Raw genomic sequence first — 26,703 nt, 5'->3', positions numbered from 1 at the left:
TTATTCTTCGCCCAAATAAGCCCGGATCACGTCCGGGTTGTTGCGGATCTCCGCCGGTGTGCCCTGCGCCAGCGGCGTGCCCTGATTCACCACATAAATGCGGTCGGAAATGCCCATCACCAGCTTCATGTCGTGCTCGATCAGCAACACCGAGACCTTATGCCGATCGCGCAGCTCGACGATCAGATGATCCAGCTCGTCGGTCTCTTTCGGGTTGAGGCCGGCGGCCGGTTCGTCCAGCATCAGCAGCTCCGGCCGGGTCACCATGCAGCGGGCGATCTCCAGCCGCCGCTGCTGCCCATAGGCCAGGTTGCCCGCCGAACGGTTGGCCATCTCCAGCAGGCCGACGCGCTCCAGCCACTCCGCCGCGCGCGCCAGCGCCTCGGCTTCGGCGCGGCGGAAGGCCGGGGTTTTCAGCAGCCCGGCGAATACGCCGCTTTTCAGGTGCTGATGCTGCGCCACCAGCAGGTTCTCAATCACCGTCATTTCACGGAACAGCCGCACATGCTGGAAGGTACGCACCACGCCCATACGGGCGATGGCCTGCCCCGCCAACCCTTCCAGGTGGCGATCGCGCAATTTGATGGTGCCGCCGGTCGGGCGGTAAAAACCGGTCAGGCAGTTGAACACCGTGGTCTTACCGGCACCGTTGGGGCCGATCAGCGACACGATTTCGCCTTCGTTCAGCGTCAGCGCCACATTGTTGACCGCCAGCAGCCCGCCGAAACGCATCGACAGGCCTTCTACCTGCAGTAAAGGTTGAACGCTCATGCCTGTTCCCCCTTGCCCGCGTGAATGTCCGCCGCCTGCAGCTTCAACTGCGGCCGTTTCATCGGCAACAGCCCCTGCGGCCGCCAAATCATCATCAGCACCATCAGCGCACCCAGCAGCAACATGCTGTATTCATTCAGATCGCGCATCAGCTCGCGCGACACCACCAGCAGGATTGCCGCCAGAATGACCGCGAACTGCGAGCCCATGCCCCCCAGTACGACGATCGCCAACACGAAGGCCGACTCGACGAAGGTGAAGGATTCCGGGCTGACGAACCCCTGGCGCGCGGCGAACAGCGTGCCGGCAAACCCGGCGAAGGCGGCGCTGATGGTAAAGGCGGTCAGCTTGATGCGCGTCGGGCTGAGGCCCAGCGAGCGGCAGGCGATCTCGTCTTCGCGCAGCGCTTCCCAGGCGCGCCCGAGCGGCATGCGCAGCAGGCGGTTGATGACGAACAGCGTCAGCACCACCAGCAGCAACGCCACCAGGTACAGGAATACGATGCGATCGCTCGGATCGTATTTCAGGCCGAAGACGTTATGGAAAGTATCCCAGCCGCCGTCGCGCACGCTGCGGTTGAACTCCAGGCCGAAGAAGGTCGGTTTCGGGATCTGGCTGATGCCGTTCGGCCCGCCGGTGATCTCGGTATTGTTCAGCAACAGAATGCGCACGATCTCGCCGAAGCCGAGCGTCACGATCGCCAGATAGTCGCCGCGCAGCCGCAGCACCGGGAAACCGAGCAGGAAGCCGAAGGCGGCGGTGACGATGCCCGCCAGCGGCAGGCTCTCCCAAAAGCCGAAACCGTAATAGTGATTCAGCAGCGCGTAGGTGTAGGCGCCGATGGCGTAGAAACCGCCGTAGCCGAGCACCAGCAGACCGGACAGGCCCACCACCACGTTGAGGCCGAGGCCCAGCATCACGTAGATCAGCGTCAGGGTGGCGATATCCACCGTGCCGCGCGACACCAGGAACGGCCAGGCGACCGCCGCCACAAGCAGCAGAGCCGCCAGCAGCTTTTGCCGCGGCGTGGTGCCGTCGAAGCTCGGCAGCACGAACGTCGGACCGGAGACTTTTTTCAATCCCTGCTGCAGCAGCGGACGCAACAGCTGGAATAAGAAGACGATGACGCAGCCGATGCCGATCCACATCCAGCGCACTTCCGCCGCGCCGTGCACCACCAGTTTGGTGCCGTCCAGGCTGAGCTGCATGCCCATCAGGAACGACGCCATCACGAACAGCACCGCCGTGGCGATCAGCGCATTGAGCAGATTGAGTTTCATACTTTCTCAACCTCCGGACGCCCGAGGATGCCGGTCGGCATGATCAGCAGCACCACGATCAACAGCGCGAACGACACCACGTCTTTGTATTCGGTGCTCAGGTAGGCAGAGGTCAGCGCTTCCGCCACGCCCAGCACCAGGCCGCCAATCATCGCACCGGGAATGCTGCCGATGCCGCCCAGAACCGCGGCGGTGAAGGCTTTCATACCGGCCATAAACCCGATGTAAGGGTTGATGACGCCGTAGAACTGGCCGAGCAACACCCCGGCCACCGCCGCCATCACCGCACCGATAACGAAGGTCAGCGAGATCACCCGGTCGGTGTTGATGCCCAGCAGGCTGGCCATCTTCAGATCTTCCGCACAGGCGCGGCAGGCGCGGCCCATGCGTGAATAGCGGATAAACAGCGTCAGCGCCAGCATCGCCAGGAAGGTCACGAGCCAGATGGTCAGCTGCATGGTGCTGATGGTGGCGGCGAAGCCGTTGCTTTCTCCCAGCACCCACTGGCCGGTCACCAGGCTGGGCAGCGCCAGATCGCGTGAGCCCTGCGTCAGGCTGACGTAGTTTTGCAGGAATATCGACATGCCGATGGCCGAGATCAGCGCAATCAGGCGCTTGGAGTTGCGCACCGGCTTGTAGGCCACCCGCTCAATGCTCCAGCCATAGGCGCTGGCGATGACGATCGAGACCAGGAACGCGGCGCCGATCAGCAACCAGCCGACGTCGATGCCGAGCATCATCAGGGCGGCGATAACGATAAAGGAGACATAGCTGCCGATCATGTACACCTCGCCGTGAGCGAAGTTGATCATGCCGATGATGCCGTAAACCATGGTGTAACCGATGGCGATCAATGCATAGGTGCTGCCCAACGTTAAGCCGTTGAACATCTGCTGCAGAAAATAGAGGAGCTGCTCTGACATACTCTGAACCCTTGGCTGCGAAACCCGCCGACGGAGAACCGGCGGGTAAAGGGAGACGGGGCCGGCAAGCCGACCCGCCGGGCGCAGCGGACTGCGCCCCACCCTAATCATTATGGCTTATTTGATCGGTGTGGACGTGCCGTTGGCATGCCATTCGAACACGCCGAACTCGAAGCCTTTCAGATCGCCCTTGTCATCCCAGCTCAGCGGCCCCATCACGGTCTCCACCGGCTTGCCGGTTTTCAGATCCTTGACGATGTCCGCCGGCTCCTGGCTGCCGCTGCGCTCCATGCCGGTGGTCAGCGACTGCAGCGCAGCATAGGTGGTCCAGACGAACGGGCCGGTCGGATCCAGCTTCTTGGCTTTCAGCGCATCGACGATCGGCTGGTTGGCAGGCACCTGATCGTAGCGTTTCGGCAGCGTCACCAGCATGCCTTCCGAGGCGGCGCCGGCGATGTTGGACAGCGAGGAGTTGCCCACGCCTTCCGGCCCCATGAAGCGAGTGGTCAACCCGGCCTGCTTGGCCTGACGCAGGATCTGGCCCATTTCCGGGTAGTAACCGCCGAAGTACACGAAGTCGATATTTTCTTTCTTCAGGCGCGCCACCAGGGTGGAGAAGTCTTTGTCGCCGGCGGTGATGCCTTCGAACATCGCCACTTCGGTGCCCTGTTTTTTCAGGCTGTCGCGCACCGAGCGCGCCAGGCCTTCGCCGTATTGCTGCTTATCGTGCACCACGGCGATGCGCTTCGGTTTGATGTCGCTGAGGATGTATTTGGCGGCGGTCGGGCCCTGATCCGAATCCAGGCCGGTGGTGCGCAGGATCATCTTGTAGCCGCGGGTGGTCAGATCGGCATTGGTGGCCGCCGGGGTAATCATGATCACGCCTTCGTCTTCATAGATATCGGACGCCGGCTGGGTGGAAGAGGAACACAGGTGGCCAATCACGTAGCGAATGCCGTCGTTGATCACCTTGTTGGCGACCGCAACCGCCTGTTTCGGATCGCAGGCGTCGTCATATTCCACGCCGACCAGCTTGTCGCCCTTGATGCCGCCCTTGGCGTTGATGTCGGCAATCGCCTGGCGCGCGCCGGTAAACTCCATGTCGCCATACTGCGCGACCGGGCCGGACATCGCCCCGACGATCGCCACCTTGATGTCTTTCGCCATAGCCGCCTGGCTCATGGCCATCGCAATGCAACCCGCCAGCAGTGCCTTACCTGTTGTTAATTTCATCCGCAAATCCCCATCTGTCGTTGTGAACGTACCTGTTGTGTTTGCCTGCGCCCGATCGTTATTGACCGCTTTTGTTATAAGTAATAATGATTTAGGCGCTTTGTCGGCATTATTTTCTAATAAGACTTTATTTTTCATGCCATTAAACAGGAATTTTCTGCTGCAAATCAACTTCATCAGGCAGAAACAAGCGGTGTAAACAGGATAAAATTCGAATTAAATCTGCGCCGTTTACCTTGAGGCGTAGCGCGTTGTGCTGGTTAACAATCCCTTTACTAACTATTTACTCGGAAAATGCCCCGTGCAAAAAACATATTGCACAGTAATCGTACAGAAAAACTTACACAACGCTCTGCACAAGATCTATTACACTGTCGGCATCATTTAGCTGCGCGGAAATTCTGCATGAAACTGACCATCGAGCGCCTGACCGCGCTATCCCCGCAAGACCTTATCGACCTCGGTAAAATTTGGCCGCACCAGCAGCCGGAACAGTGGCAGCGCTGGCTGAGCGACGGCAGGGCGCTGTTCGCCGCCCGCTTCAACGAGCGTCTGCTGGGCGCGGTGAAAATTGTGCTGCAGGACGACCGCGCCGAACTGCAGGATCTGCTGGTGCGCGAAGTGACGCGCCGCCGCGGCGTCGGTCTTTACCTGGTGCAGGATGCGCAGCGTCAGCTGCCGCAGGTCGCCCACTGGCAGCTGTCGACCGCCGGTCTGGCGCCGCGCGAACGCGGGGAAGTCAATAACTTCATGCGCGCCTGCGGCTTTGCACCGCAGGGCGATCTCTGGCAAAAATGAAACGCCGGTTGGCGGCGCTGGTTTTGATTGCGCTGGGGTTGGCGGCCTGGTTCGCCGGGCATCAGCAGGCGCTGCGCCTGGCCTCAGGCTGCGATCAGCAGGTTTATGTCTGGCAGCGGGTGTGGACGCCGCAGCACGCCGATGCGCTGGCGCACAGCCGCGATCTGTTCAGCGGGGTGCGAGTGCTGGCGCTGCAGGTGCATCCGCGTGAAGGCTGGCGGGAAATCCCGGCCGATCTCAACCTGCTGAAGCAGGACGGCCGCCCGCTCTGGCTGGTGGCGCGCCTCGACGGCCAGCTGCCGCAGCTGGACCAGGCGGCCATTATCCAGCGCCTGCTGGCGCTCACCCAGCGCTGGCAGGCGGCCGGGCTGCCCGTCACCGGCGTCGAGATCGATCATGACGCCGCCACCGCCCGCCTGCCGGACTACCAACGCTTTCTGCAGCGGTTACGCCAACGGCTGCCCGCCGCTGTGCAGCTCGGCATCACCGCCCTGCCGGCCTGGATCGGCTCGCCCGACCTGCCCGGCGTACTGCAACAGGCCAACAGCTCCGTCCTGCAGGTGCATGCGGTGCTCTCGCCGCAGCAGGGGCTGTTTGACGGCCCCTTGGCGCTACGCTGGGTGCGGCAGTACGCCGCCGTCACACCGAAGCCGTTTCGCGTCGCGCTGCCGGCTTATGGCATGGCGCTGCTGGGGTTTGATGCGCAGGGCGCGCAGGTGGAGAGCGAATCCTCGCTGCGCGTGGCGGGCAACGGCCGTGAGCTGGCGGTCGCGCCGCAGCAGATCGCCGATTTTCTGCAAACGCTGGCGCAGCAAACGCCGCCCCGGCTGCGCGGCATTATCTGGTTCCGCTTGCCGCTGGCGGACGATCGGCGCGCCTGGTCGCTCGCCACGCTGCGAGCGGTGATCGAACGGCGGCCGCTGAATGTCGACTGGCAGGTAAAATTTAGGCCTCAGCCACAGCAAAACGGGCTGTATGATCTGATAATTCATAACAACGGGCCGGTTGACGCCCCGCTGCCGCAAGAAGTCATCATCCGCGCCGACGACTGCCTGGCGGCGGACGCGGTCGGCAACTACCGGCTGGAGTCCGCACCGCAACGGCAACGCTTTATTCGAATCAGCGGCGATCAGCTGCGCGCCGGACAATCCCGGCCGCTGGGCTGGCTGCGCTGCCAACAACTGACGCCAGGAGGCACCCTTGTCACACCTTGATACGCGCGCGGCACGGAACACCCGCCGCCTTCTTCCGCTGGCCATGCTGATCGGCGCCGCGCTGGCGCTGCCGCTGAACGGCTATGCCTGCGGCCCGGATTTTCCTAACCGGCTGCTGATCGACCGCAACGGCACCCTGCTGTATATGCCGGAGGGCAATTTCGCCTTCGAAGCCGGCCGGCTGGTGCCGACGGATAGTCAGTTGCCGCACTGGCAAGCCCCGCCGCCGCCGATGCCGCCGAAACCGATGCCGCAATCGCCGGAAACGATCGCGATCGGCAAAATGCGCGCCGCCAAAACGGTGGAAGAGGCTGACGCCGTCAATACGCAGGGGCTGTCCAACGCCGCGCGTCTCTATCAACTGGGCGCCGTGGCTTTCGCCAGCCACGATCCGCGCGCCGCAGACTATTTCCAGCAGGTGCTGAAACTACCGGCCGCCGAGCAGGGCGACTGGGGACTGCGGGCGCAGTATTCGCTGGGGCGGGTACTGATGGCGGACCACGGGACGCCGGTGAATGAATCTGGTGAAACCGCCCCCGCCGCCGAGCATCCGCCAAAAGCCGCGCTTGAACAGGCGCTGGCGGCATTCCAGCAGGTGATCGATCGGGTGAAAAACGGCGTCGCCGATCCCGATCAGCTGGCGCTGAGCAGCCTTGGGCAACAGGCGCGCATTCACCTGTGGCTGGGTGACGTCGCCCCCGCCGCCCACCTGTACGCGCAACAGGCGGCGCAGGGCGATCCGAGCGGCGGGCAGTCGCTGCAGTACGTCTCCAGCCTCCTGGTCAACCCCGACCATTTGGACACGCTGAAACAGATTATCGGCGATCCGTTGATCCAGCAGTTGGTGACCATTGAGCTGTTCGCGCGCAGCGGCAACCTGCAAATGGCGGATACCGACGGCAACGGCCGCTCCGCCCAGATCATCAGCCAGATCCTGACGCTGCTGGACGGCTCAGTGAAAAGCGGCTTCGCCGGCAGCGATCGGCTGGCGGCGCTGGCTTACCGTTCGGGGCAATACCCGATGGCGGCGAGCCTGCTGAAAAACGCCGGCGACAGCGGCCTGGCGTGGTGGCTGCGCGCCAAAATGGCGCTGCGCGACGGCGACGTGAAAGCCGCCACCGCCGCCTACGCCAAGGCGGCAAGCGCGTTCCCCGCCGACGAAAGCTGGGGTGAACAGCGCAACGCCGACTTCGTCGCGGAAACCATCGTGCCCGAGTGCCGGGTGGCCGGCGAACAGGCCATCCTGGCGCTGAACCGCGGCGACTATCTGCAGGCGATGGACCTGCTGTATCGCGGCAAAGCGCTCTACTGGGCCGACGTGGCCGACGTGGCGGAGCGGGTGCTGACCGTCGATGAGTTGAAAGGCTTTGTCGATAAGCACGCACCGGCGCCGACGACGCCGCTCAAGCCGGTAAACCCGGACGACTACGGCGGCCAGCAGATCACGCCGGAAGTGCAGCTGCGCGAACTGCTGGCGCGGCGGCTGATGCGCGTCGGACGCGCGCCGGAAGCGCTGGCCTATTTCGATATCCCCAACTACCGGCAAGCGGCGCAGCAGTATGCCGATGAGCTGAAAGCCGCCAAGGACAAATCCGCCGCGCCGCTGACGCGCGCGCAGGCTTACTATCGCGCCGCCAACCTGCTGCGCGCCCAGGGGCTGGAGTTTACCGGGTATGAGATGACGCCGGATTACGCCATCTATGGCGCCGGCTATTCCTATCTGGGGGATGCGTTCGATACTCGCGAGCTGAAGCATAAAAGCTGGATCGACAGCGCAGAAGCGGCGCGCGCCAAGGCGGCGCTACCGGAGGAAGACAACCGTTTCCTGCACTATCGCTGGCAGGCGGTGGGGCTGGCGCAACAGGCGGCCGATCTGCTGCCGCCGAAGAGCCAGGCCTATGCCGCCGTGCTGTGTAACGCCGCCAGCTGGGTTATCAAGCGCGACGCCAAAACCGGCCGCGCGCTTTATCAGCGCTATATCAACACCGGCACCCGTTATCCGTGGGCGGCGAAATTCGGCTACGACTGCCCGGCGCCGGACTTCGCGGCCGTGGCGCCATAACGCCGAATTTCAGGCACTAAAAAGCCCGGCTTGCCGGGCTTTTTTTATCGAATCTCGCATCAACTCAGGCTTCGATCGCCATTTTGAGTTTCTTCATGGCGTTCTTTTCCAGCTGGCGCACGCGTTCGGCGGAAACGCCGTACTGATCGGCCAGCTCCTGCAGTGTCGATTTGTTGTCATCATCCAGCCAACGGGCGCGAATGATATGCTGGCTGCGCTCGTCCAGACCTTCCAGCGCATAGGCCAGTTTGTCTGCGGCGTTGCTTTCCCAGTTATCTTCCTCGATGCCTTCGGCGAAGTCCGAGCTCTTGTCCTGCAGGTACAGCACCGGCGCCATCGACTGGCCATCGCGGGCCTCGTCGTCCGGAGTCGGATCGAACGTCATATCCTGCGCCGCCATGCGCGATTCCATCTCGCGCACGTCTTTGCTGGTTACGCCCAGCTCGCGGGCCACCAGTTCCACTTCGTCCTGGTTGAACCAGCCCAAACGCTGTTTGGTTTTGCGCAGGTTAAAGAACAGCTTGCGCTGCGCTTTGGTGGTCGCCACTTTCACGATGCGCCAGTTGCGCAATACGTACTCGTGGATTTCCGCCTTAATCCAATGCACCGCAAAGGAAACCAGACGCACGCCGACTTCCGGGTTGAAGCGGCGAACGGCTTTCATCAGGCCGATGTTGCCTTCCTGAATCAGATCCGCCTGCGGCAGACCATAGCCTGAATAGTTGCGGGCAATATGAGCGACAAAGCGCAGGTGAGACAGGATGAGCTGCTTAGCGGCATCCAGATCGCCCTGATAATGCAGCCGTTCAGCCAGCTCCCGCTCTTCCTCTGCCGTCAGCATCGGATAGGCGTTGGCTGCCCGGATATAGGCTTCCAAGCTACCTTGGGGTACTAAGGCTAAAGTTTGCATTTCTTTGGTCATTCAAACCCTCTCTATGAGAATACAAAATCATGCAGGTGATTATTACAGCGGGGAAATGATTGATTCTACGGCAGTTGCTGAAGCAAAAGCGGTTCCACACGCCGGGCACCTTAACATTTGCTGCAATTTTTGACCGTACTCCGCCCTAAAAGTTCACCCTTTTTGCAAGCATTGTCGCTGACAATACGTGACGAGGGTGCAGGCCGATAGGGAATTTGTGCGCTAAGAAGAGAGGGATGGTGCTGACTTCGCTTGAGGTCACTCTTCTCCCGCAACGCGATCAAAAGCAGCAGGAGAAGAGTATACCAAAAAAATCTTACTGTGGTGTAAATCGGCGTAAATGTTGCACCGTCGCCAGCCAGGCGGCGATCCAGCCGATCATCGCGGAGATGATCAGCAGCAGCAGCGCCTCATCCCAGCCCAGCCCGTGCAAGGTGAAGGTGGTGCCGAACACCTTGGCCACCCCGGCGACCACCGACTCCAGCTGCCACACCAGCGCGCCGGACAGCACCAGCGACAGCAGCGCGCCGGCAAAGCCCAGCATCGCCCCGCCGTTGAGGAACGGCCGCAGGATAAAGCCGTCGGTGGCGCCGATCAGCTTCATCACGTTGATGGTGTCGCGGCGGCTGAAGATGCTCAGACGCACGCTGTTGCCGATCACCAGGAACACCGCCACGATCATCAGCACACCGATGATCGCCGCGATCTGGCCCGCCAGCCCGGTCAGCGCCGCCAGGCGGGCAAACCAGCTGTCATCCATACGCACTTCTTCCACGCCCTGCACCGCCGCTACGCGATCGCGCAGGGTGTTGAGGGTGTCCGAACTCTGGAAGCTCATCTTCGGCGTGACGATCGCCACCGCCGGCAGCGGGTTCTCTTCCAGCATGTCCAGCGCGCCGCCAAAGCCCGACCAGTTGCGGAACTCGCCGCGCGCTTCTTCACGCGACAGGTAATTGACCTTCTCCACGCCGGCTTCCGCCTTAATGGCGTCGAGCACTTTCAGCGCCGCGTCGTCATCGAGCGATTTATCCAGATAGACGGTCAGCTGCGGCGTCGGATACCACTGGCTGGCCGCGGTGCTGACGTTTTTCCACACGATATAGCACACGCTCGGCAGCGTCAGGGAAATGGCGATCACCATCACCGTCAGCAGCGTCGCCAACGGCTGACGCAGCATGTCTTTGATGGCGTTCATCCAGGCGTAACGCCACTGTTCGCGCCAGCCGCCGCGCAGCGCCTTGCTCTTGGCGGTTTTTGCGTTATTGGCCATGGTGAGCGCCTCCTTGCATGCGGCCCTGGCTCAGCGTCAGGATGCGGTAATTGCGGCGGGCGATAAGCCCGGTGTCGTGCGTCGCCATCAGAACGGTCACGCCGACGCGGTTGAATTCTTCAAACAGGCGCAGAATGCCTTCCGACAGCGCATCATCCAGGTTACCGGTCGGTTCATCCGCCAGCAGCACCGCCGGCTTGTTCACCACCGCGCGGGCGATGCCCACGCGCTGCTGCTCACCGCCGGACAGCTGAATCGGGAAGTTCTTCGCTTTATCCAGCAAACCGACCTTGTCCAGCGCGGCGGAAACGCGGCGGCGGATATCTTCGGTGCTGGCGCCGGCGATGATCAGCGGCATCGCCACGTTGTCATACACCGTGCGATCCAGCAGCAAGTGGTGATCCTGGAAGATCATGCCGATCTGCCGACGCAGGAACGGCACCTCGCGGTTTTTCAAGCGGCTGATGTCGTGGCCGCCAAACCAGATGTGGCCGGCGCTGGGCCGTTCGATACCGCAAATCAGTTTCAGCAGGGTACTTTTCCCCGCGCCGGAATGGCCGGTCAGAAACGCCATTTCCGCCGGGCGCAGATGGAAATCGACCCCCTGCAGCGCTTGCCGTCCGCCCAGATAAGCTTTACTGACCTGTTCAAAGCGAATCATCCGTATTAATCCTCTCGGGCAAAAAGTGCCTCAATAAAATCGTCAGCCTTAAACGGCCGCAAATCTTCGATGCCTTCCCCGACGCCGATATAGCGGATCGGGATACCGAACTGATCGGCGATGGCGAAGATCACCCCGCCCTTGGCGGTACCGTCCAGTTTAGTCAGCGTGATGCCGGTTAAGCCCACGGCCTCATTAAATAATTTCGCCTGACTGACGGCATTCTGGCCGGTGCTGGCATCGAGCGTCAGCATAACCTCATGGGGGGCCTGGTCGTCCAGTTTTTTCATGACGCGGACGATCTTCTTCAGCTCTTCCATCAGGTGCGATTTGTTCTGCAGACGGCCGGCGGTATCGGCGATCAACACATCGATGCCGCGCGCCTTGGCGGCCTGCACCGCATCGAAGATCACCGAAGCGGAATCCGCGCCGGTATGCTGCGCCACCACCGGAATGCGGTTGCGTTCGCCCCACACCTGCAGCTGTTCCACCGCCGCGGCGCGGAAGGTGTCCCCCGCCGCCAGCATCACCGACTTGCCCTCCGCCTGGAACTGACGCGCCAGCTTGCCGATGGTGGTGGTTTTACCCACACCGTTCACGCCGACCATCAGGATGACATACGGGGTTTTCCCGCTGACATCCAGCGGCCGATCGACCTTGGCCAGAATTTCGGACATTTCCTCCTTCAGCTTGCCGTACAGCGCTTCGGCGTCTTTCAACTGCTTGCGGCTGGCGTGCTGGGTCAGGGAGGTGATGATCTTGCGCGTGGTGTCCACGCCGACGTCGGCGATCAGCAACTGTTCTTCCAGCTCGTCGAACAGGTCGTCGTCGATCTTTTTACCGCGGAACAGCCCCATAAAGCCGGAACCGAGGTTTTGCTTGGTCTTCAGCAGGCTGCGCTTCAGGCGCGCGAAGAAGCCCTCTTTAGTCGGGCGCTCCTGCTCTTGCGCAACGGCCGGCACCACCGGCTCAAGCGGTTCTTCTTCCGGCTCGGGCTCGACGACCGGCTCGGGTTCAACCACTGGCTCAGGTTCGACGACCGGCTCGGGTTCAACCACTGGCTCAGGCTCGACGACCGGCTCGGGTTCAACCACTGGCTCAGGCTCGACGGCCGGCTCGGGTTCAACCACCGGTTGCTGCTGCGCCGCCACTTGCTCGGTGACGCTGACGATCTCTTCAGCTAACGCTTGCGGCGCCGCCGGATGTTCAGCCGCCGCCGGTAGGTTTTCCGCGATTTGTTCACCGGCCTGACCGTTATCCCACTCTCCCGGGGTGTCGACGGAGGCGGCAGGTTCAGATTCCTGGGCGGGGAGCTTGTCATCCAGCTTGGCGGCGGCCGGTTCAGCCGGCGTCTCCGCGGCCTGAGGTTCCGCCTGCTCTACCGACGACTCAGGTTGCTGTTGCTCTTCTTCCTTTTCCTTCTGGCCAAAGCCCAGCCAGGAGAAAAACCCACGTTTCTTATCTTTTGCCATGTTATGACTCTACTCCGTACCGAAGGCTCGCTTACCCTCCATACCTGAAGGATATATGCTGACAATAATCCGCCGAGTCTATCACTTTCCCTCGCGCAGCAACACGCATCCGGCATGCTTTCCGGCGTGAAATCAGACAACAACGTTTTACCGTTCCCCCCGACGCCCGTCACCGGTAGAATAGGGACAACTTTTCGTTAACCTCGGCGGCCCCGCGCCGCGAAAGAAACCAAACAACGCTTATGACAAGACTCTCGCCACGGGCGGCGGCCAAAAAACCGCCCCAGGCCGCAGCCGGACAGATCCGCATCATCGGCGGCCAATGGCGCGGCCGCAAACTCCCGGTGCCGAACAGCCCGGGGCTGCGCCCCACCACCGATCGAGTGCGCGAAACCCTGTTCAACTGGCTGGCGCCGGTGATTCAGGGCGCGCGCTGTCTGGACTGCTTCGCCGGCAGCGGCGCATTGGGGCTGGAAGCGCTGTCGCGCTATGCCGGCAGCGCCACGCTGCTGGAATTCGAACGGTCGGTGGCGCAGCAGCTGGAAAGAAATCTGGCGCTGCTGCAAGGCAAAGGGGTGGTTATCAACACCAACGCGTTGAGCTGGCTGGCGGGTGACGGTCAACCGTTCGACGTGGTCTTCCTCGATCCGCCGTTTCGCAAAGGTCTGCTGGCGGAGACCGCCCTGTTGCTGGAACAGCGCGGCTGGCTGGCCAACGAGGCCTGGATCTATGTAGAAGCCGAGGCGGAAAGCGCCGCGGCGGACGTGCCTGCCAGCTGGCAGCTGCACCGGGAGAAGGTCGCCGGCCAGGTGGCCTATCGCCTTTATATTCGTTCGCAAGAGAAAACCGATCATGCTGATTAATCTGGGCCGCCTGCTGATGCTGTGCGTGTGGGGCTTCCTGCTCTCTAACCTGTTCCATCCATTTCCCAAGCCGCTGAAGTATTTCATCGACGTGGCGCTGTTCTTTATGGTGGTGATGCACGGCCTGCAGCTGGTGCTGTTGAAATCCACCCAGCCGAAGGATCAGCCGATCAGCTACTGGCAAGAGGCCAAGATCTTTATCTTTGGCGTGTTCGAGCTGCTGGCCTGGCAAAAGAAACAGCCGCCCATCAAGAAGAAGTGACCGCTACGGCTGAGCGGTGAACGAGACGAAGCGCGTGCCCTGCATGTTCAACGTGCCCTGCGCGCCTTTTTCAATCGGGTTGTACTGCCATTGCTTCAGCCGCAGCTGGATGTCTTCACCGCCCTGGTTCGGGCTGAACACCACCTCGTAATACATCGGCTCATTGACCAGCGGTTCGCGCTGCGGCGCGCGGGTCTTGGCGACCGGCACCGCGCGTTTGTCGCTCACCGTCACCTGCAGACTGCGCATCGGCGCGCGATCGTTTTCCGCCTCCTGCTGGCGCTGTTTGAAGTAGCGTTGCGTGGCCAACACGGCGATCAACGCCATCACGGCGACAAAAAACAACGGTGGCTTACTCATCGGTTTCCCATTTCCTTCGCGGCTAAATCAGCGTAAACATAGCATTCTCAAGAAAGCATTGTCGATCGCCGGCAGGCTACCTACACTGAAATGAAGAAGTGACATGGGTGACAGTTTGGAGCCGGTTGTTGCGGCTCCCTCATACATAAGGAAGACATAAATGAGTTGGCCGTTCCTTGCCGTATTCTTTTCCGGTTGGCTGTTCGTCGACGCCTCTTACCGTGGGCCGCGCTGGCAGCGCTGGGTGTTCAAACCCGTCACGCTGCTGTTGCTGTTGCTGCTGGCCTGGCAGGCGCCGGTGCTCGGCGCGGCGGGTTATCTGATCGTCCTCGGCCTGCTGGCGACGCTGATCGGCGACGCATTGCTCCTGTTGCCGCGCGAACGGGTGCTGTACGCCATCGGCGCCTTTTTCCTGTCCCACCTGCTGTACACCCTGAGTTTCGCCAGCCAGATGACGTTCAGCCTGTTCTGGCCGCTGCCGCTGGCGCTGCTGGCGATCGGCGCACTGCTGCTGGCCACCGTCTGGACCCGGCTGGAAGAGATGCGCTGGCCGATCGTTACCTACGTGGCGATGACGCTGCTGATGGTCTGGCTGGCGGGCGAACAATATTTCCTGCGCAGCACCGATTTCGGCTTCTCGCTGCTGATCGGCACCTCGCTACTGCTGCTGGCCAACGTGGTTTGGCTGCTCAACCGCTACCGCTTCACCTTCCGCGCGGCGGACGCCATCGTGGCTTTCTGTTACTTCTCCGGCCACTTCCTGATCGTGCGTTCGCTCTACCTGTAGAGACCTGCCGCGGGTTCGGCGCGCCGAACCCGTTTCTTCATCATGCCAGCGCTTTCAACGTCAAAGCCTCATCCGCACCCAGCTGATTGCGGTACAGATCGCCGTCGCGCGAGAAGAACGCCAGCGTGCTGCCATCCGCCCGCAGCAGGGCGATGCCGTCCGGCGCCGGGCGCCAGCCCACCACTTCCGTCGCAAACACGCTCTGCAAACACTGTTGCCGATCCACCAGCTGATAGCCGTTGGTCTCGCTTTGTTCATCCGCCAGAAACTCGATTTGGCATTGCCGTTCGCTGTCGGCCACCTGCCATTGTCCCGCCAGCGACTGCGCGGTCGGCAATGCCAAACTGCCGGCCATCACCGCGCTCGTCACCATCATGCCGCCCGCCGCCAAGGCGGTGCGCGCTAAAGTGCCTTTCATACCGGGCTCCCGCATCACGCCCGGCCGAGACTGCGCCGGGCGTTCCGTTGCTGTGTTACACGATAAAGTCCGTGGCGACGTCTACCTGGCCGACGATTTTCACCAGGAAGTCCGGCGCCTGATGCCCACCGATGTTCACCGACAAATCGGTCACGTTGCTGGACGCGTTGTAGCTCAGCAGCGCCTCACCGGCCGTGCCGCTGAAGTGATCGACGAAGTGAATGAAATCGCTGCTCTGCGCTTCTTTATTGAAGAACGACAGGTCGATCTTGTCGATCCCCTTCTGGAAGTCGCGGATCCAGTCTGAAGCGCCCGGTGCGGAATCGCTGGCGGCAGAGAACACGAAGATGTCTTTGCCGGCACCGCCCCACAATTCATCCGCCCCGCCGCCGCCGAACAGCACGTCGTTACCCGCGCCGCCTTTCAGCACGTTATTGGCCGCGTTGCCGACGATCACGTCGTTGCCGGAACCGCCAATGGCGTTCTCAATGGTCACACCGGCGGCGATCGACACGTTGCCCTTCAGGCCGCCCACGTCGGAGAACGATTTCTCGTTCAGGTTGATGCGCTGGTTAGCGGTGTAACCGGAGAAGTCGAAGGTATCGTTGCCGCCCGCATCCCAGGCCGCAAAGATCACTTTCTGCGAGTTGCTGGTGGTGCTGAGGAAGTCACGACCGGTATTGGAGTTAAAGCCGTACACGGTGTCGCCGGTGCGGGTCGACAGGTTGGCGCCATACAGATGCTGAATGGCGGCAATGTCATCCAGCAGCGGAGCCGCGGCATAGTGACCGCCGTTGTCGCCACCGGTATTGGTTTCACTCCAGTAGCTCATCAGGCTGAACTGGCGGGTATCTTCCGCATAGGTGACATCTCTATAGGTCGGGTTGCCCTCACCGGCGTTGTAGTCGCCCGGGTGGCTCAGGCCCAGCGCATGGCCAATCTCATGGGTGAACGTCTGGCGGCCGTAGTCTTCGGTCGCCGGATGCTTCACGTTGGATTGGTTGACATTGTACCAAGTCTGGCCGCCCAAATCCTGGCCCTGCCAAATGGTGTTCGGCAGGAAGGCGTAGGCCTGGGTGCCGTAATCATAGTGGCCGGGACGATCCTGGCTGTAGTTGCCGAAGGTGATATTGGCCTTTTGACCGGCCGCCACTTCGGTGAAGGTGATATTGGCGACGTCGGCCCAGGACTGCAGCGACAGCTTAGCCTGCTGCTGCTGTTCCGCGCTGAACTTGCTCAGCCCGGTGTCGCCGGCGACGTTGGTGGAAGAGAACTTATAGTCCGGGAACGAGAAGGTTAATTTGACCGGCTGGCCAAATACCTTGTAACCGTTCCAGGTTTGGTTCTCACGGGTAATAAACAGCCCAGCTTGCTCGTTAGAAAATGAATCCTTGCCATTAATCTGAATCCCGTTACCCCGCTCATGATAATGCAGCAGGTCGTCTACAGCATCGTAACCGGTTGTCGCGGCAGCGAGGCTGGATTCAGTAATTTCAATTGCCTTTTTAGTAGATTGCATTGGTTCGATTCCACTCATTACCTGATTGATATCAATCAGACAGATAGACATAACCTCCCCGTAAGCCACGGTTAATGAACCTCAAGCTTGCTGGAAGGGGCTTATGCGCCGTTACCGGCAGTGTGTTAGGTAGAATTAATGCATATATATCAGCAAATAAGATCACCATTAAAAATGGTAATCGATTCCAATTATAGGCAGGACCGTAAATCTGCACATAAAATAATCAACCATTTATTATCGCAACGAAAGTTTGTTATGCTGCTTTTTAGGCTTCTTTACAAAGCAAATGAAACTTGATGAGGATAAGTTGGCACCAAACTTCAATAGCAATGCGGCCTGCAGACTCAAGCGAATCATGCTGGCTTTACTCGGGGGAAAAGGTAAATTTTGCTAAAGCGTTATAGATTAATAACTCTTTATTATTAGGTCGGGCGATTTTTTAGTTTCTATAGGAATATTATTTTCTTATTTAAACTAACGGCAGCGAGCCTTTTCGCCCAAATAGGGGATAAGAAAAGCCGATATATTTAAATTCGCATTATTCATTATTGAATGAATCCCCCTTTTCTACGCCCGAACGCCGTTAGCAATAATTCTCATCCGGCGCTTGACTCTGGAGTGGACTCCAGGGTGTAGAGTCAGCTGAGCAAACCCGTTTAACAGCCCGAAGGGGGACGTTATGCACAATCAGCAAAACCATAATCATCAGGAACATCACCACGCCGAAGGCGGCTGCGGCTGCAACCACAGCCACAGCAAAACTCAGCATGGCTGCAGCAGCGAGCCGAAAAACGCCGCCGCACAGGCCGAACACGCCCACCATCATCACGATCATGGCGATAGCGGCTGCTGCACCGCCGCGCCCGACGATCCGGACGAAGAAAGCGACAGGCTGGCCGCCGCTCCCCCTTCCGGCAGCCAACGTTTCAGCTGGAAAGTCACCGGCATGGACTGCCCCAGCTGCGCCAAAAAAATCGAAAATGCCGTCACGGCACTTCCCGGCGTCGACAGCGCGCGCGTGTTGTTCGCCACCGAGAAACTGGTGGTCGACGCGCAGTCCGATATCAGCCTGCGGATCCAGGACGCGGTCGCCCAGGCCGGTTTTACCCTGCTCGGCGCTCAAACCGCCAAAGCCGCCGCGCCGAAAACCTCACGCTTCGGCGAATTCGCGCCGCTGCTGCTGTTAACCACCCTGATGGTGGTCAGTTGGGCGCTGGATCGGGTTAACCCGGAGCTGGGCCGCATCGCCTTTATCGCCACCACGCTGGTCGGGTTGGCGCCAGTCGCCGCCAAGGCGCTACGTTTGATTCGTTCCGGCACGCCGTTCGCCATCGAAACGCTGATGAGCGTGGCGGCCATCGGCGCGCTGTTCATCGGCGCCACCGCCGAAGCGGCGATGGTGCTGCTGCTGTTTATGGTCGGCGAACTGCTGGAATCCTACGCCGCCAACCGCGCACGGCGCGGGGTGACGGCGCTGATGGAGCTGGTGCCTGAAGATGCGCTGCTGCTGCAAGGCACGGAACGCAAACGCGTGCCGGTCGCCAGCCTGCGCCCCGGCGACGTGATTGAAATCGCGCCCGGCGGGCGCCTGCCGGCCGACGCCGAGCTGCTCAATCCGTTCGCCAGCTTTGACGAAAGCGCCCTGACCGGCGAATCGGTGCCGGTCGAGCGCCAACAGGGTGAGAAAGTGGCCGCCGGCAGCCTGTCCGTCGATCAGGCGGCGCAGATGAAGGTGATTTCCGAGCCCGGCAAAAATGCCATCGACCGCATTTTGCAGCTGATTGAAGAGGCCGAAGAGCGCCGCGCGCCGATCGAACGCTTCCTCGATCGCTTCAGCCGCTACTACACCCCGGCCATTATGCTGCTGGCGGTCGCGGTGATCCTGGTACCGCCGCTGCTGTTCTCACAGCCGTGGGAGACCTGGATCTATCGCGGCCTGACGCTGCTGCTGATCGGCTGTCCATGCGCGCTGGTGATCTCGACGCCGGCGGCCATCACATCTGGGCTGGCGGCCGCCACGCGGCGCGGCGCGCTGATTAAAGGCGGCGCGGCGCTGGAGCAACTGGGCCAGATTCAAACCATCGCCTTCGATAAGACCGGCACCCTGACCGAAGGCAAGCCGACGGTCACCGACGTGCTGCCTATCGGCGCGCTGACCGAACAACGGCTGTTGCAGCTTGCCGCCGCGGTGGAAGCCGGTTCACATCACCCGCTGGCGCAGGCGATCATCAACCGCGCCGCCGCAAGCGGGGCTGAGTTGCCGCTGGCGCAGGCGCGCCGCGCGCTGGCCGGCGTCGGCGTGGAAGGGATCGTGGACGGCAAGACCGTGTTGATCAGTGCGCCGGGCAAGCTGGCGCCGGGCCTGCTCGACGCCCAATGGCAGAGCCAGGTAGACAAGCTGGAAAACGCCGGTAAAACGGCGGTGGTGGTGCTGGAAGACGGCGCGCCCATCGGTTTGCTGGCGCTGCGCGATACGCTGCGCGGCGACGCCAGGCAGGCGATAGCCGAACTGAACGCGCTGGGCATTCGCGGCGTGATGCTGACCGGCGACAACCCGCGCGCCGCCGCGGCGATCGCCGGCGAGCTGGGCCTCGACTATCGCGCCGGTCTGCTGCCGGAAGATAAGGTCAGCGCGGTCACCGAACTGAGCGAACTGCGCCCGACGGCGATGATCGGCGACGGCATCAACGACGCCCCGGCGATGAAAGCCTCCAGCATCGGCATCGCCATGGGCAGCGGCACCGACGTGGCATTGGAAACCGCCGACGCCGCCCTGACCCACAACCGACTGGTGGGCGTCGCGGAAATGATCCGCATCTCGCGCGCCACCCACGCCAATATCCGGCAAAACATCACCATCGCGCTGGGGTTGAAAGGGGTCTTCCTGATCACCAGCCTGCTGGGGCTGACCGGGCTGTGGCTGGCGGTGCTGGCCGACTCCGGCGCCACCGCGCTGGTCACCGCCAACGCGCTGCGGCTATTGAGAAAACGCAGCTAAGTTCGGAAACAAACACGGGCGCGGCATACCGCGCCCGTTGTCATTTGGGGGAGAGAACTTTTAACTCGGCCGCGCCGCCGTTAGACGCCTTTACGCAGCAGATAACGGTATGGCGCCTGCTCGGTCTCCTGCGCCACCAGCGTGTGCTCCATAAAGCGGCAGAACCCCGGGATATCGCGGGTGGTGGCCGGATCGTCGGCGATAATCAGCAGCGTTTCGCCGTTGTCCATATGGCGCACGGTTTTGCGCACCATCATCACCGGTTCCGGGCAACGCAGCCCCAGCGCGTCGAGCGTCTGGTCTGCCTGGGCAAATAAGTCAGTCATGCAATTTTTCTCGTTCAAAAACGATCGGCGAACGCTCGCCGCATCTCATTAGCGCCTAGTTTACGCCGGTAGTTTTTCTGCGCAAGATGCGTTAACGTTTGCGTTAAATTTAACCATTGCATTGGTTGCGCAAACGCGTATCATGCCGCCGCGCAGCGTTTTTTGCTGTTTTGACAAGACACACTGGGTTCCCTCACCCCACTGCTAAAAAGGCTACAACATGTATTCGTTTACCGCACAGCAGCGCTTCACCGCGTTGGTCTGGCTTTCGCTGTTTCATATCGCCATCATTACCTCCAGCAACTACCTGGTGCAGCTGCCGATCACCGTTTTCGGCTTCCATACCACCTGGGGCGCCTTTACCTTCCCGTTTATCTTCCTGGCGACCGATCTGACCGTACGCATTTTCGGCGCGCCGCTGGCGCGACGCATTATCCTGGCGGTGATGGTGCCGGCGCTGTTCATCTCTTATGTGATCTCCACCGTCACCTATCAGGGAGAATGGCAGGGCTTCGCGGCGCTGAGCAGTTTTAACCTGTTCGTGGCGCGCATCGCCGTCGCCAGCTTTATGGCCTATGTGCTCGGCCAGATCCTCGACGTACACGTCTTCAACCGCCTGCGCCAACGCAGCGCCTGGTGGGTGGCGCCGGCGGCGGCGATGTTCCTCGGCAACATCAGCGATACGCTGGCGTTCTTCTTCATCGCCTTTTATAAGAGCAGCGATCCCTTCATGGCCAACAACTGGGTGGAGATCGCGCTGGTGGATTACAGCTTCAAGGTGATGATCTGCCTGCTGTTCTTCCTGCCGATGTACGGCGTGTTGCTGAACATGCTGCTCAAACGCATCGCGGCGCGCAGCGGCGGCCTGCAGCCGGGCTGAGTCGTGCTATTCTGGGCGGCCCTATCCTTTGGAGGCCGCTCATGACCCCAATCGTCCGCACCGCCACGCTCGAAGACATCCACCGCCTTTACCAACGCATCCCCGAATTCGGCGGCCTGCACAGCCTGGCCGATCTGCAGCGGCGCATCGGCGCCGCCCCCGCCAGCCTGTTGATCGCCGAGATAGCCGGACAGCCGGCCGGTTTCAAACTCGGTTATCAACGGCAGGAAACGGTGTTTTACAGCTGGCTGGGCGGCGTGCTGCCGGCATTTCGTCGCCACGGCGTGGCGCAGGCCTTATTGGCTGAACAGGAACGCTGGGCTCGGGCGCAGGGCTATCGCCAACTGACGGTCAAAACCCGTAACCGGTTCCGCGCCATGCTGACGATGCTGATCGCCCACCACTATCAGATTGTTCAGCTGGAAAAGAAAGGCGAAGTGGCTGATTATCGGCTATTACTGGAAAAAAACTTGTGACAACATCTGCCTTGCATTTCAACCTGGAATAGGTTGCGATACGACAGTGAATCCCTACCGGAAAGGAAGAAGGAAGCCCGATGCGTAAAGTAGCGAAATTGATGGGTATCAGCCTGCTGGCGCTTGGCCTCGCGGCCTGCGACGGCGAAACCAAAGACACCAAGGCAGCGCCAGACGGCGCGGCGGCCAGCGCGCCGGCCGGGCAGCAGGTGAGCCTGCTGGACGGTAAACTGGCGTTCACCCTGCCGGTCGGCATGGCGGATCAGAGCGGCAAGCTGGGCAACCAGGCCAACAACATGCATGTTTACGCAGACAGCACCGGCCAGCGCGCGGTGATCGTCATCTTGGGCGACAAGACCGCCGACAGCCTGGAGACTCTGGCCAAACGCCTGGAGAATACCCAGCGCGCGCGTGACGCCAACCTGCAGGTGATCACCAACAAGGCGCTCGACGTCAACGGCGTGCCGCTGCGTCAGCTGGACAGCATCATCACCAGCGGCGGTGAAAAGGCTTATTCTTCCGTCCTGATCGGTTCGCTGAACAACAACATGCTGACCATCCAGGTAACGCTGCCGGCAGACAATCAGCAGCAGGCACAGACTGAAGCCGAAGGCATCATCTCTACCCTGAAGCTGAAGCAGTAATCCCGCAGGGGCCGGCCTGCCGGCCCTTTCGTTTTATGCCAACGCCTGCGCCAGCAGGGTAATCGGATGTTCGCAGCGTTTGCTGGTGGACATTTCGATCTGCCATTTGCAGGTCTCGCAGTCGGTCACCACCAGATCCACCCCGCTCTCTTCTATCTGCCGGAACAGCGGCGCGCCGATGCCTTGCGACGTGGCGTAGTTCTCCGATTTGAACCCGTAGGTGCCGGCGATGCCGCAGCACTGCGAATCCAGCACCACCAGCTCCAGCCCCGGTATCTGCCGCAGCAGCTCCAGGGTGTAGGCGGTCCAGCCCATCTTCTCCATATGGCAAGGCGTGTGATACGCCACCCGCAGCGGCGTGCGTTTCAGCGGCAGGCGGCGCCCCTGATTGATCAGGCGATAGAGATAGCGCGTCGCCAGCTCCACCCGATCGCGCACCGGGGTAGTGTCTACGTCCAGCAAGTGGGGGTATTCGTCGCGCAGGGTGAAGGTGCAGCTCGATGAAGTGGCCACCACCGGAATGCCGCGCTCCAGCACCGTTTCATGCAGCGACTCGGCGTTAACCCTGGCCTGCTTTTTGGCCTGCTCAATAAACCCGTTGGCGATCAGCGGCACGCCGCAGCATTTCTCGCGCTTCAGCAACTGCACGCCGATATCCAGCGCATTGAACACCCGGATCAAATCCTTGCCCAGCTGCGGGTGGTTATAGTTGACGAAGCAGCCGTGGAAAAACGCCACCTGCTCGGCGTAACGCTGCTGCGCCTGCGCCTGTTGCCGGTACCAGCGGCGGAAGGTGCCGAACGAGTATTTCGGCAGTTCGCGGCGGTGATCGATCTTCAGCGCCTTGTCCAGCAGCTTGCGCACCGGTTTCAGCCCGGTGGCGGCGTTGACGATCGGCGCAAATGGCGTCGACAGCGAGCCCATGATATCGGTGTGGCTGAGGATGGCGTCACGCAGCGTCGGCTTGCTCTGGGCGAAGTCGGCGCGGGCGCGCTGAATGATGTCGCCGATTTTGACGTCGGACGGGCAGGCCACTTCACAACGCTTGCAGTTGGTGCAGTATTTCAGCGCTTCGTCGTACAGCGCCGGGTCTTTCAGCCGCAGCCGCTCGCCGTCCGGCCCCGCCTGTTTCGGCCCCGGATAGAGCGGGTTCACTTTGGCGACTGGGCAGTAGGTGGTGCAGACGGTACATTTGATGCAGCTTTCAAAGCTGTGGTCCTGATGCAGGCTCATACGCACTCCTCCGCGGCGATCTGCTGCGCGACGTGCAGCGCACCGATCAATGACACGCCGGCGCCGCAGCCCTGCTGCAGCGGATCGTAGCCGCCGGCGACCGCGCCGATGGCATACAGATTGTCGAACGGCACTCCCTGCTTCATCGCCCGCAGCCTGCCGTCGGTGCGCACGCCAAACTGCAGATAAGGCTGCGGCGCGAACAGCTCGCGCCGGCTCCAATCGGCGCGATCGGCGCGGCTGTGCACGTCCAGCCCGAAGATCGGCTCACGCACCCGGTCGAAATCGGCCACCAGCCCATTGCTGAAGAAGCTGCCGCTGGCCAGCACCACCTGCTGCGCCCGCAGCGGAATATCGCCGTGGTTGCGGGTGTACAAACCGGTGATGCGACCGGCCTCGCTCTCGGCGCGCAGCACGCTGTCGCCGGGCATGAAAACGCCGCCCAGCTGTTGGAAACGCCGCCGCAGCGCCTGATGCAAGCGCATGCCGGGCACCGAAGGCGGCAGCGTCGGCAGCAGCCGGATCGGCTTGCCGACCGCATCCTGCAGCACCGCCAGCGACGCGTCGTCCTCCAGGCCCAGACAGGCCGGCAGGAAGAGCGCCTCGGCCTCGCCCGCCAGCCGCCGCAGCTCCTCGGCCATCGGCGGCAGACTTTCCATCAAATCCAGAACCCGGGCGATGTTCACCGCGCGGAACTCGCTGGGGTTATTGCGCAATCTGTCCAGCGCCGGCATGTGCAGATAGGCTACCTCCGTCTCTACGCCGAGCTCGCGGCTCAAGGCGTCGGCGGCCATCTGCGGCTGGAAGTCGAGGAACCCTTCGATGCCGATCACCGCGATGCGCCGCCACGGCAGTTGGCCGGTCAGCGGCAGCGTCGGGATCGCCTGCGGGCTGAGCCAGGTGGCGCGGCGCGTGCCCAGCGGCGTAATGCGCAGATGGTTGTTGGCTCCCTCGCCCTGCAGGTGCAGCCCGCAGCGCTCCAGCAGCCGCTGTGCGGCGGCGGACAGCGCCGCCACCCGGCCGGGCCCAATCAGAGAATACGGATGCTGCGGCGCCTGTTGCGCCAGCTGCGGCAACGCCGCCAGCGGCATCTCGACCGGCGTGCCGTCCGGCAATCTCGCCAGCAGATCGAGCGAGCCGGAGGAGAAGTAGAGCGCGCTCTGGCCAGAACTGACCACCGCACAGCGTTTGCCCAGTTCGGCCACGGCAATGGCGCAGCTCAGGCCCGCCAGGCCGCCACCAATCACCACTACGTCAAATCGCATCATCCGCCTCCTGCTCTTTGTCTGCCTGGGCCTCAAGCCCGCATAATCCCTGGTAAACCCAACTGGTAAATTCACTCTCGCGCAGCGCGTCGCCCCAGGCGATCGGCCGCACGCCTTTCCAGCGTTCGTTGAGGAACTGCGACAGCTGCGCGATGGATTGCTGCGGCGTGCTGACCTTGAAGCGCGTCAGCAGTCCGGCGGCGCGGCAGGCGCAGAGTTCCCCCTGGCAGGTGCCCATGCCGACGCGGGTGCGGCGACGCAGATCCACCAGGTTATTGACGGTCAGCGAATTGACCGCATAGCGCACTTCCCCGGCGGTCACCGCCTCGCATTCGCACACCAGGCTGGTGTCGAGCCGATCGGCCGCCGGCACCTGGCTGGCGCGATCGCCGTGCCGGTAGATCGCCGAGCCGCGAATGCTGGCGGGCAGTGAGACCACGCTGCGCACCGTTTCCTCCGCCGACTGGCGGGATCCTGGCAACGCGTCCTGCGCGGTGGTGCACGGACGGTTTACGCCAAGCTTTTCGCACACCTTGTCGGTGGCCCACTCCGCCATCAGGCGGTAGGTCATCAGCTTGCCGCCGGTGATGGTGATAAACCCTTCCAGCCCGTCGCGGGCGGCGTGATCGAGCAGCACGATGCCGCGGCTGACGTTGCGCCCGCTGGGATCGTCGTCGCTGGCGACCAGCGGCCGCACCCCGGCATAGGCGCGCAGAATACGGGTCTGCGCCAGGGTGGGCGCCAACAGCGCCCCCTCGCGGATCAGAATGTCCACCTCCTGCGGCGTCACCAGCATGTTATCGATTTGGTCGTAGTCGATATGGGTCGAGGTGGTGCCGATCAGCGAGATGGTGTCGCCCGGCACCAGGATGTCGGCGTCCGCCGGTTTGCGGCAACGGTTGATCACCATATTGTTGATGCGGTGACCGAGGATCAGCAGCGCCCCCTTGGCTGGGAACATGCGGATGCGCAAATCGGCGTATTCGGCGATCTGCTGGCCCCAGATGCCGGCGGCGTTGACCACCACCGGTGCGTGCAGCTCATAGCGCCGCTGATTCTGATGGTCGTAAACGCGCACGCCCGTCACCCGGTCGCCGCTGCGCAGCAGCCCCACCACCTGGTGGTAAGTCAGGATCTGCGCGCCGTGTTCGCGCGCGTCCAGCATGTTGGCGGCGGTCAGCCGGAAAGGATCAACGGTGCCGTCCGGCACCCGCACCGCGCCGATCAGCGCCGGGTTAGCCGCCGGCTCCAGCCGCAGCGCCAGCTGCGGGTCGATCGCCTCGGCGTCGATGTCGGCCTGGCGACAGGCGGCGATAAACTGTTGCTGATAGTCCAGCGAGTCCTGCGGCAGGGTGATGAACAGCCCATCGGTGCGCTCGATACAGTGATGCGCGATGCGTTTCAGGATGCGGTTCTCTTCGATGCACTCGCGCGCCGAATCGCCGTCGGTCACCGCATAGCGCGCGCCGCTGTGCAGCAAGCCGTGGTTGCGGCCGGTGGCGCCGGTGGCGATGTCGTGACGCTCCAGCAAAATGCAGCGCAAGCCGCGCCGCGCACAATCGCGGGCAATGCCTGCGCCGGTGGCGCCGCCGCCGATGATGATCACATCCGTTTCGCCGCCGTCAAAATCGCTGCTCATGTCGCTCCCTCAGGATCGGTAGTTATGAGCCTATTGAGCCACGGTTATTAGGGTCTTTGTTTGATAAGGAACAAGAACGAACATAAAACGAAATAAAAATGTCCACAAAAAACCATCAATGTGATCATAATCACGATTTTTGGACGTTTTTCTATTTCATAACGTTAACGAATCGCTCAAAATCCGCCGTGGTTTCATGAAAGTGTAACAATTGCGCCATTCGTCACAGCGACACCAGGCGTATTTGATGACAATGGCGCTCGTTATGGAACACAAAAACACCACATTCGATATCCGCTCAATCATCAAATGAACGTAAAAGGTCATATTGATGTGATAACAGATAAAGCCATCGGAGGCGCTCATGTTGAGTATTTTTAAGCCGGCCGCACACATCGCCCGTGTGCCGAGCGATAAGGTAGAC

The 26,703-nt window shown here is 61.7% G+C and carries 26 protein-coding genes; 10 read left to right on the top strand and 16 right to left on the bottom strand.

Features of this window, described 5'->3' with window-relative positions:
* The 4 genes from livG to ACP39K_RS22965 all read right to left on the bottom strand — a co-directional run bounded on the left by livG (position 1) and on the right by ACP39K_RS22965 (position 4,207).
* Positions 1-771 (bottom strand): high-affinity branched-chain amino acid ABC transporter ATP-binding protein LivG, encoded by a 771-nt coding sequence (livG, locus tag ACP39K_RS22980; protein ID WP_025304904.1) that lies wholly within the window; start codon positions 769-771, stop codon positions 1-3.
* A complete protein-coding gene (locus ACP39K_RS22975; RefSeq protein ID WP_197818444.1) occupies positions 768-2,051 on the bottom strand; it encodes a high-affinity branched-chain amino acid ABC transporter permease LivM in 1,284 nt (427 codons plus the stop codon). Before ACP39K_RS22975 ends, livG begins: the two co-directional genes overlap by 4 nt.
* Positions 2,048-2,974, bottom strand: a complete 927-nt coding sequence (gene livH, locus ACP39K_RS22970; RefSeq protein ID WP_015376290.1) for a high-affinity branched-chain amino acid ABC transporter permease LivH — start codon at positions 2,972-2,974, stop codon at positions 2,048-2,050. The genes ACP39K_RS22975 and livH overlap by 4 nt, the downstream gene beginning before the upstream one ends.
* 117 nt (positions 2,975-3,091) lie before the next feature.
* Entirely contained in the window at positions 3,092-4,207 is a 1,116-nt protein-coding gene (locus tag ACP39K_RS22965) for a branched-chain amino acid ABC transporter substrate-binding protein (RefSeq protein ID WP_033639000.1), read from the bottom strand.
* 405 nt (positions 4,208-4,612) lie between these two features.
* Here ACP39K_RS22965 and panM point away from each other — a divergent pair, with 405 nt between their 5' ends.
* From panM to ACP39K_RS22950, 3 genes are read left to right on the top strand one after another with little or no spacing between them, the layout of a single operon-like run.
* Positions 4,613-5,005 (top strand): aspartate 1-decarboxylase autocleavage activator PanM, encoded by a 393-nt coding sequence (panM, locus tag ACP39K_RS22960; RefSeq protein WP_497008890.1) that lies wholly within the window; start codon positions 4,613-4,615, stop codon positions 5,003-5,005.
* A complete protein-coding gene (locus ACP39K_RS22955; protein WP_497008888.1) occupies positions 5,002-6,219 on the top strand; it encodes a DUF3142 domain-containing protein in 1,218 nt (405 codons plus the stop codon). The genes panM and ACP39K_RS22955 overlap by 4 nt, the downstream gene beginning before the upstream one ends.
* Positions 6,220-6,262: 43 nt before the next feature.
* Entirely contained in the window at positions 6,263-8,281 is a 2,019-nt protein-coding gene (locus ACP39K_RS22950; RefSeq protein WP_342147165.1) for a hypothetical protein, read from the top strand.
* A gap of 64 nt (positions 8,282-8,345) precedes the next feature.
* On the opposite strand, the gene rpoH is transcribed toward ACP39K_RS22950, so the two are convergent.
* The 4 genes from rpoH to ftsY form a co-directional block, all read right to left on the bottom strand.
* Entirely contained in the window at positions 8,346-9,203 is an 858-nt protein-coding gene (gene rpoH, locus ACP39K_RS22945; RefSeq protein WP_004934345.1) for an RNA polymerase sigma factor RpoH, read from the bottom strand.
* 316 nt (positions 9,204-9,519) lie between these two features.
* Positions 9,520-10,473, bottom strand: a complete 954-nt coding sequence (gene ftsX, locus ACP39K_RS22940) for a permease-like cell division protein FtsX (protein WP_033636680.1) — start codon at positions 10,471-10,473, stop codon at positions 9,520-9,522.
* The gene (ftsE, locus tag ACP39K_RS22935; RefSeq protein WP_004934337.1) at positions 10,463-11,134 is read right to left on the bottom strand and encodes a cell division ATP-binding protein FtsE; all 672 of its coding nucleotides are present in this window, start codon (positions 11,132-11,134) and stop codon (positions 10,463-10,465) included. The genes ftsX and ftsE overlap by 11 nt, the downstream gene beginning before the upstream one ends.
* 5 nt (positions 11,135-11,139) lie before the next feature.
* On the bottom strand, positions 11,140-12,606 hold the full coding sequence (gene ftsY / locus ACP39K_RS22930; protein ID WP_497008887.1) for a signal recognition particle-docking protein FtsY: 1,467 nt from the start codon (positions 12,604-12,606) through the stop codon (positions 11,140-11,142).
* A 242-nt stretch (positions 12,607-12,848) separates the two neighbouring features.
* Between ftsY and rsmD the strand changes: the two genes are divergently transcribed.
* Positions 12,849-13,469 carry a 16S rRNA (guanine(966)-N(2))-methyltransferase gene (gene rsmD / locus ACP39K_RS22925; RefSeq protein WP_497008885.1) on the top strand — a complete coding sequence of 207 codons (621 nt, stop codon included), beginning with the start codon at positions 12,849-12,851 and terminating at the stop codon, positions 13,467-13,469.
* Entirely contained in the window at positions 13,459-13,731 is a 273-nt protein-coding gene (locus tag ACP39K_RS22920) for a DUF1145 family protein (protein ID WP_004934327.1), read from the top strand. Before rsmD ends, ACP39K_RS22920 begins: the two co-directional genes overlap by 11 nt.
* Positions 13,732-13,734: 3 nt before the next feature.
* On the opposite strand, the gene ACP39K_RS22915 is transcribed toward ACP39K_RS22920, so the two are convergent.
* Entirely contained in the window at positions 13,735-14,091 is a 357-nt protein-coding gene (locus ACP39K_RS22915) for a DUF2500 domain-containing protein (protein WP_028127633.1), read from the bottom strand.
* Positions 14,092-14,251: 160 nt separating this feature from the next.
* Between ACP39K_RS22915 and ACP39K_RS22910 the strand changes: the two genes are divergently transcribed.
* The gene (locus ACP39K_RS22910) at positions 14,252-14,878 is read left to right on the top strand and encodes a lysoplasmalogenase (RefSeq protein WP_016929474.1); all 627 of its coding nucleotides are present in this window, start codon (positions 14,252-14,254) and stop codon (positions 14,876-14,878) included.
* Positions 14,879-14,918: 40 nt separating this feature from the next.
* Here ACP39K_RS22910 and ACP39K_RS22905 read toward each other — a convergent pair whose 3' ends face one another.
* Both ACP39K_RS22905 and ACP39K_RS22900 read right to left on the bottom strand, forming a co-directional pair.
* Positions 14,919-15,296: an AprI/Inh family metalloprotease inhibitor gene (locus ACP39K_RS22905; protein ID WP_289528324.1), complete on the bottom strand. Its 378-nt coding sequence runs from the start codon at positions 15,294-15,296 to the stop codon at positions 14,919-14,921.
* Between the two features lie 55 nt (positions 15,297-15,351).
* Entirely contained in the window at positions 15,352-16,815 is a 1,464-nt protein-coding gene (locus ACP39K_RS22900; protein WP_016929476.1) for a serralysin family metalloprotease, read from the bottom strand.
* A 682-nt stretch (positions 16,816-17,497) separates the two neighbouring features.
* On the opposite strand from ACP39K_RS22900, the gene ACP39K_RS22895 reads away from it, so the two are divergent.
* Positions 17,498-19,816, top strand: coding sequence for a zinc/cadmium/mercury/lead-transporting ATPase (locus tag ACP39K_RS22895; protein ID WP_244757879.1), 2,319 nt, complete (start codon positions 17,498-17,500; stop codon positions 19,814-19,816).
* 80 nt (positions 19,817-19,896) lie between these two features.
* On the opposite strand, the gene tusA is transcribed toward ACP39K_RS22895, so the two are convergent.
* Complete coding sequence (gene tusA / locus ACP39K_RS22890) at positions 19,897-20,142, bottom strand: sulfurtransferase TusA (RefSeq protein ID WP_025304890.1); 246 nt, start codon at positions 20,140-20,142, stop codon at positions 19,897-19,899.
* A gap of 220 nt (positions 20,143-20,362) precedes the next feature.
* Between tusA and ACP39K_RS22885 the strand changes: the two genes are divergently transcribed.
* The 3 genes from ACP39K_RS22885 (at position 20,363) to ACP39K_RS22875 (ending at position 22,142) form a co-directional block, all read left to right on the top strand.
* Positions 20,363-21,022 carry a 7-cyano-7-deazaguanine/7-aminomethyl-7-deazaguanine transporter gene (locus ACP39K_RS22885; RefSeq protein ID WP_016929479.1) on the top strand — a complete coding sequence of 220 codons (660 nt, stop codon included), beginning with the start codon at positions 20,363-20,365 and terminating at the stop codon, positions 21,020-21,022.
* 41 nt (positions 21,023-21,063) lie between these two features.
* Positions 21,064-21,498 carry a GNAT family N-acetyltransferase gene (locus ACP39K_RS22880; RefSeq protein ID WP_004934307.1) on the top strand — a complete coding sequence of 145 codons (435 nt, stop codon included), beginning with the start codon at positions 21,064-21,066 and terminating at the stop codon, positions 21,496-21,498.
* Positions 21,499-21,578: 80 nt separating this feature from the next.
* Complete coding sequence (locus ACP39K_RS22875) at positions 21,579-22,142, top strand: DcrB family lipoprotein (RefSeq protein WP_016929481.1); 564 nt, start codon at positions 21,579-21,581, stop codon at positions 22,140-22,142.
* A 33-nt stretch (positions 22,143-22,175) separates the two neighbouring features.
* Here ACP39K_RS22875 and glpC read toward each other — a convergent pair whose 3' ends face one another.
* The 4 genes from glpC to ACP39K_RS22855 all read right to left on the bottom strand — a co-directional run.
* On the bottom strand, positions 22,176-23,375 hold the full coding sequence (gene glpC / locus ACP39K_RS22870; protein ID WP_048795662.1) for an anaerobic glycerol-3-phosphate dehydrogenase subunit GlpC: 1,200 nt from the start codon (positions 23,373-23,375) through the stop codon (positions 22,176-22,178).
* Positions 23,372-24,640, bottom strand: a complete 1,269-nt coding sequence (gene glpB / locus ACP39K_RS22865; RefSeq protein WP_060444974.1) for a glycerol-3-phosphate dehydrogenase subunit GlpB — start codon at positions 24,638-24,640, stop codon at positions 23,372-23,374. Before glpB ends, glpC begins: the two co-directional genes overlap by 4 nt.
* Positions 24,630-26,279, bottom strand: a complete 1,650-nt coding sequence (gene glpA / locus ACP39K_RS22860; protein WP_497008883.1) for an anaerobic glycerol-3-phosphate dehydrogenase subunit A — start codon at positions 26,277-26,279, stop codon at positions 24,630-24,632. Before glpA ends, glpB begins: the two co-directional genes overlap by 11 nt.
* A gap of 156 nt (positions 26,280-26,435) precedes the next feature.
* On the bottom strand, positions 26,436-26,703 hold a 268-nt coding region (locus tag ACP39K_RS22855; RefSeq protein ID WP_497008882.1), incomplete at its 5' end, for a hypothetical protein.

It is taken from the genome of Serratia sp. EC4, from assembly GCF_059652115.1.
The sequence above is the reverse complement of the archived record's forward strand: the minus strand, read 5'-3'. Positions and strand labels throughout refer to the sequence as shown.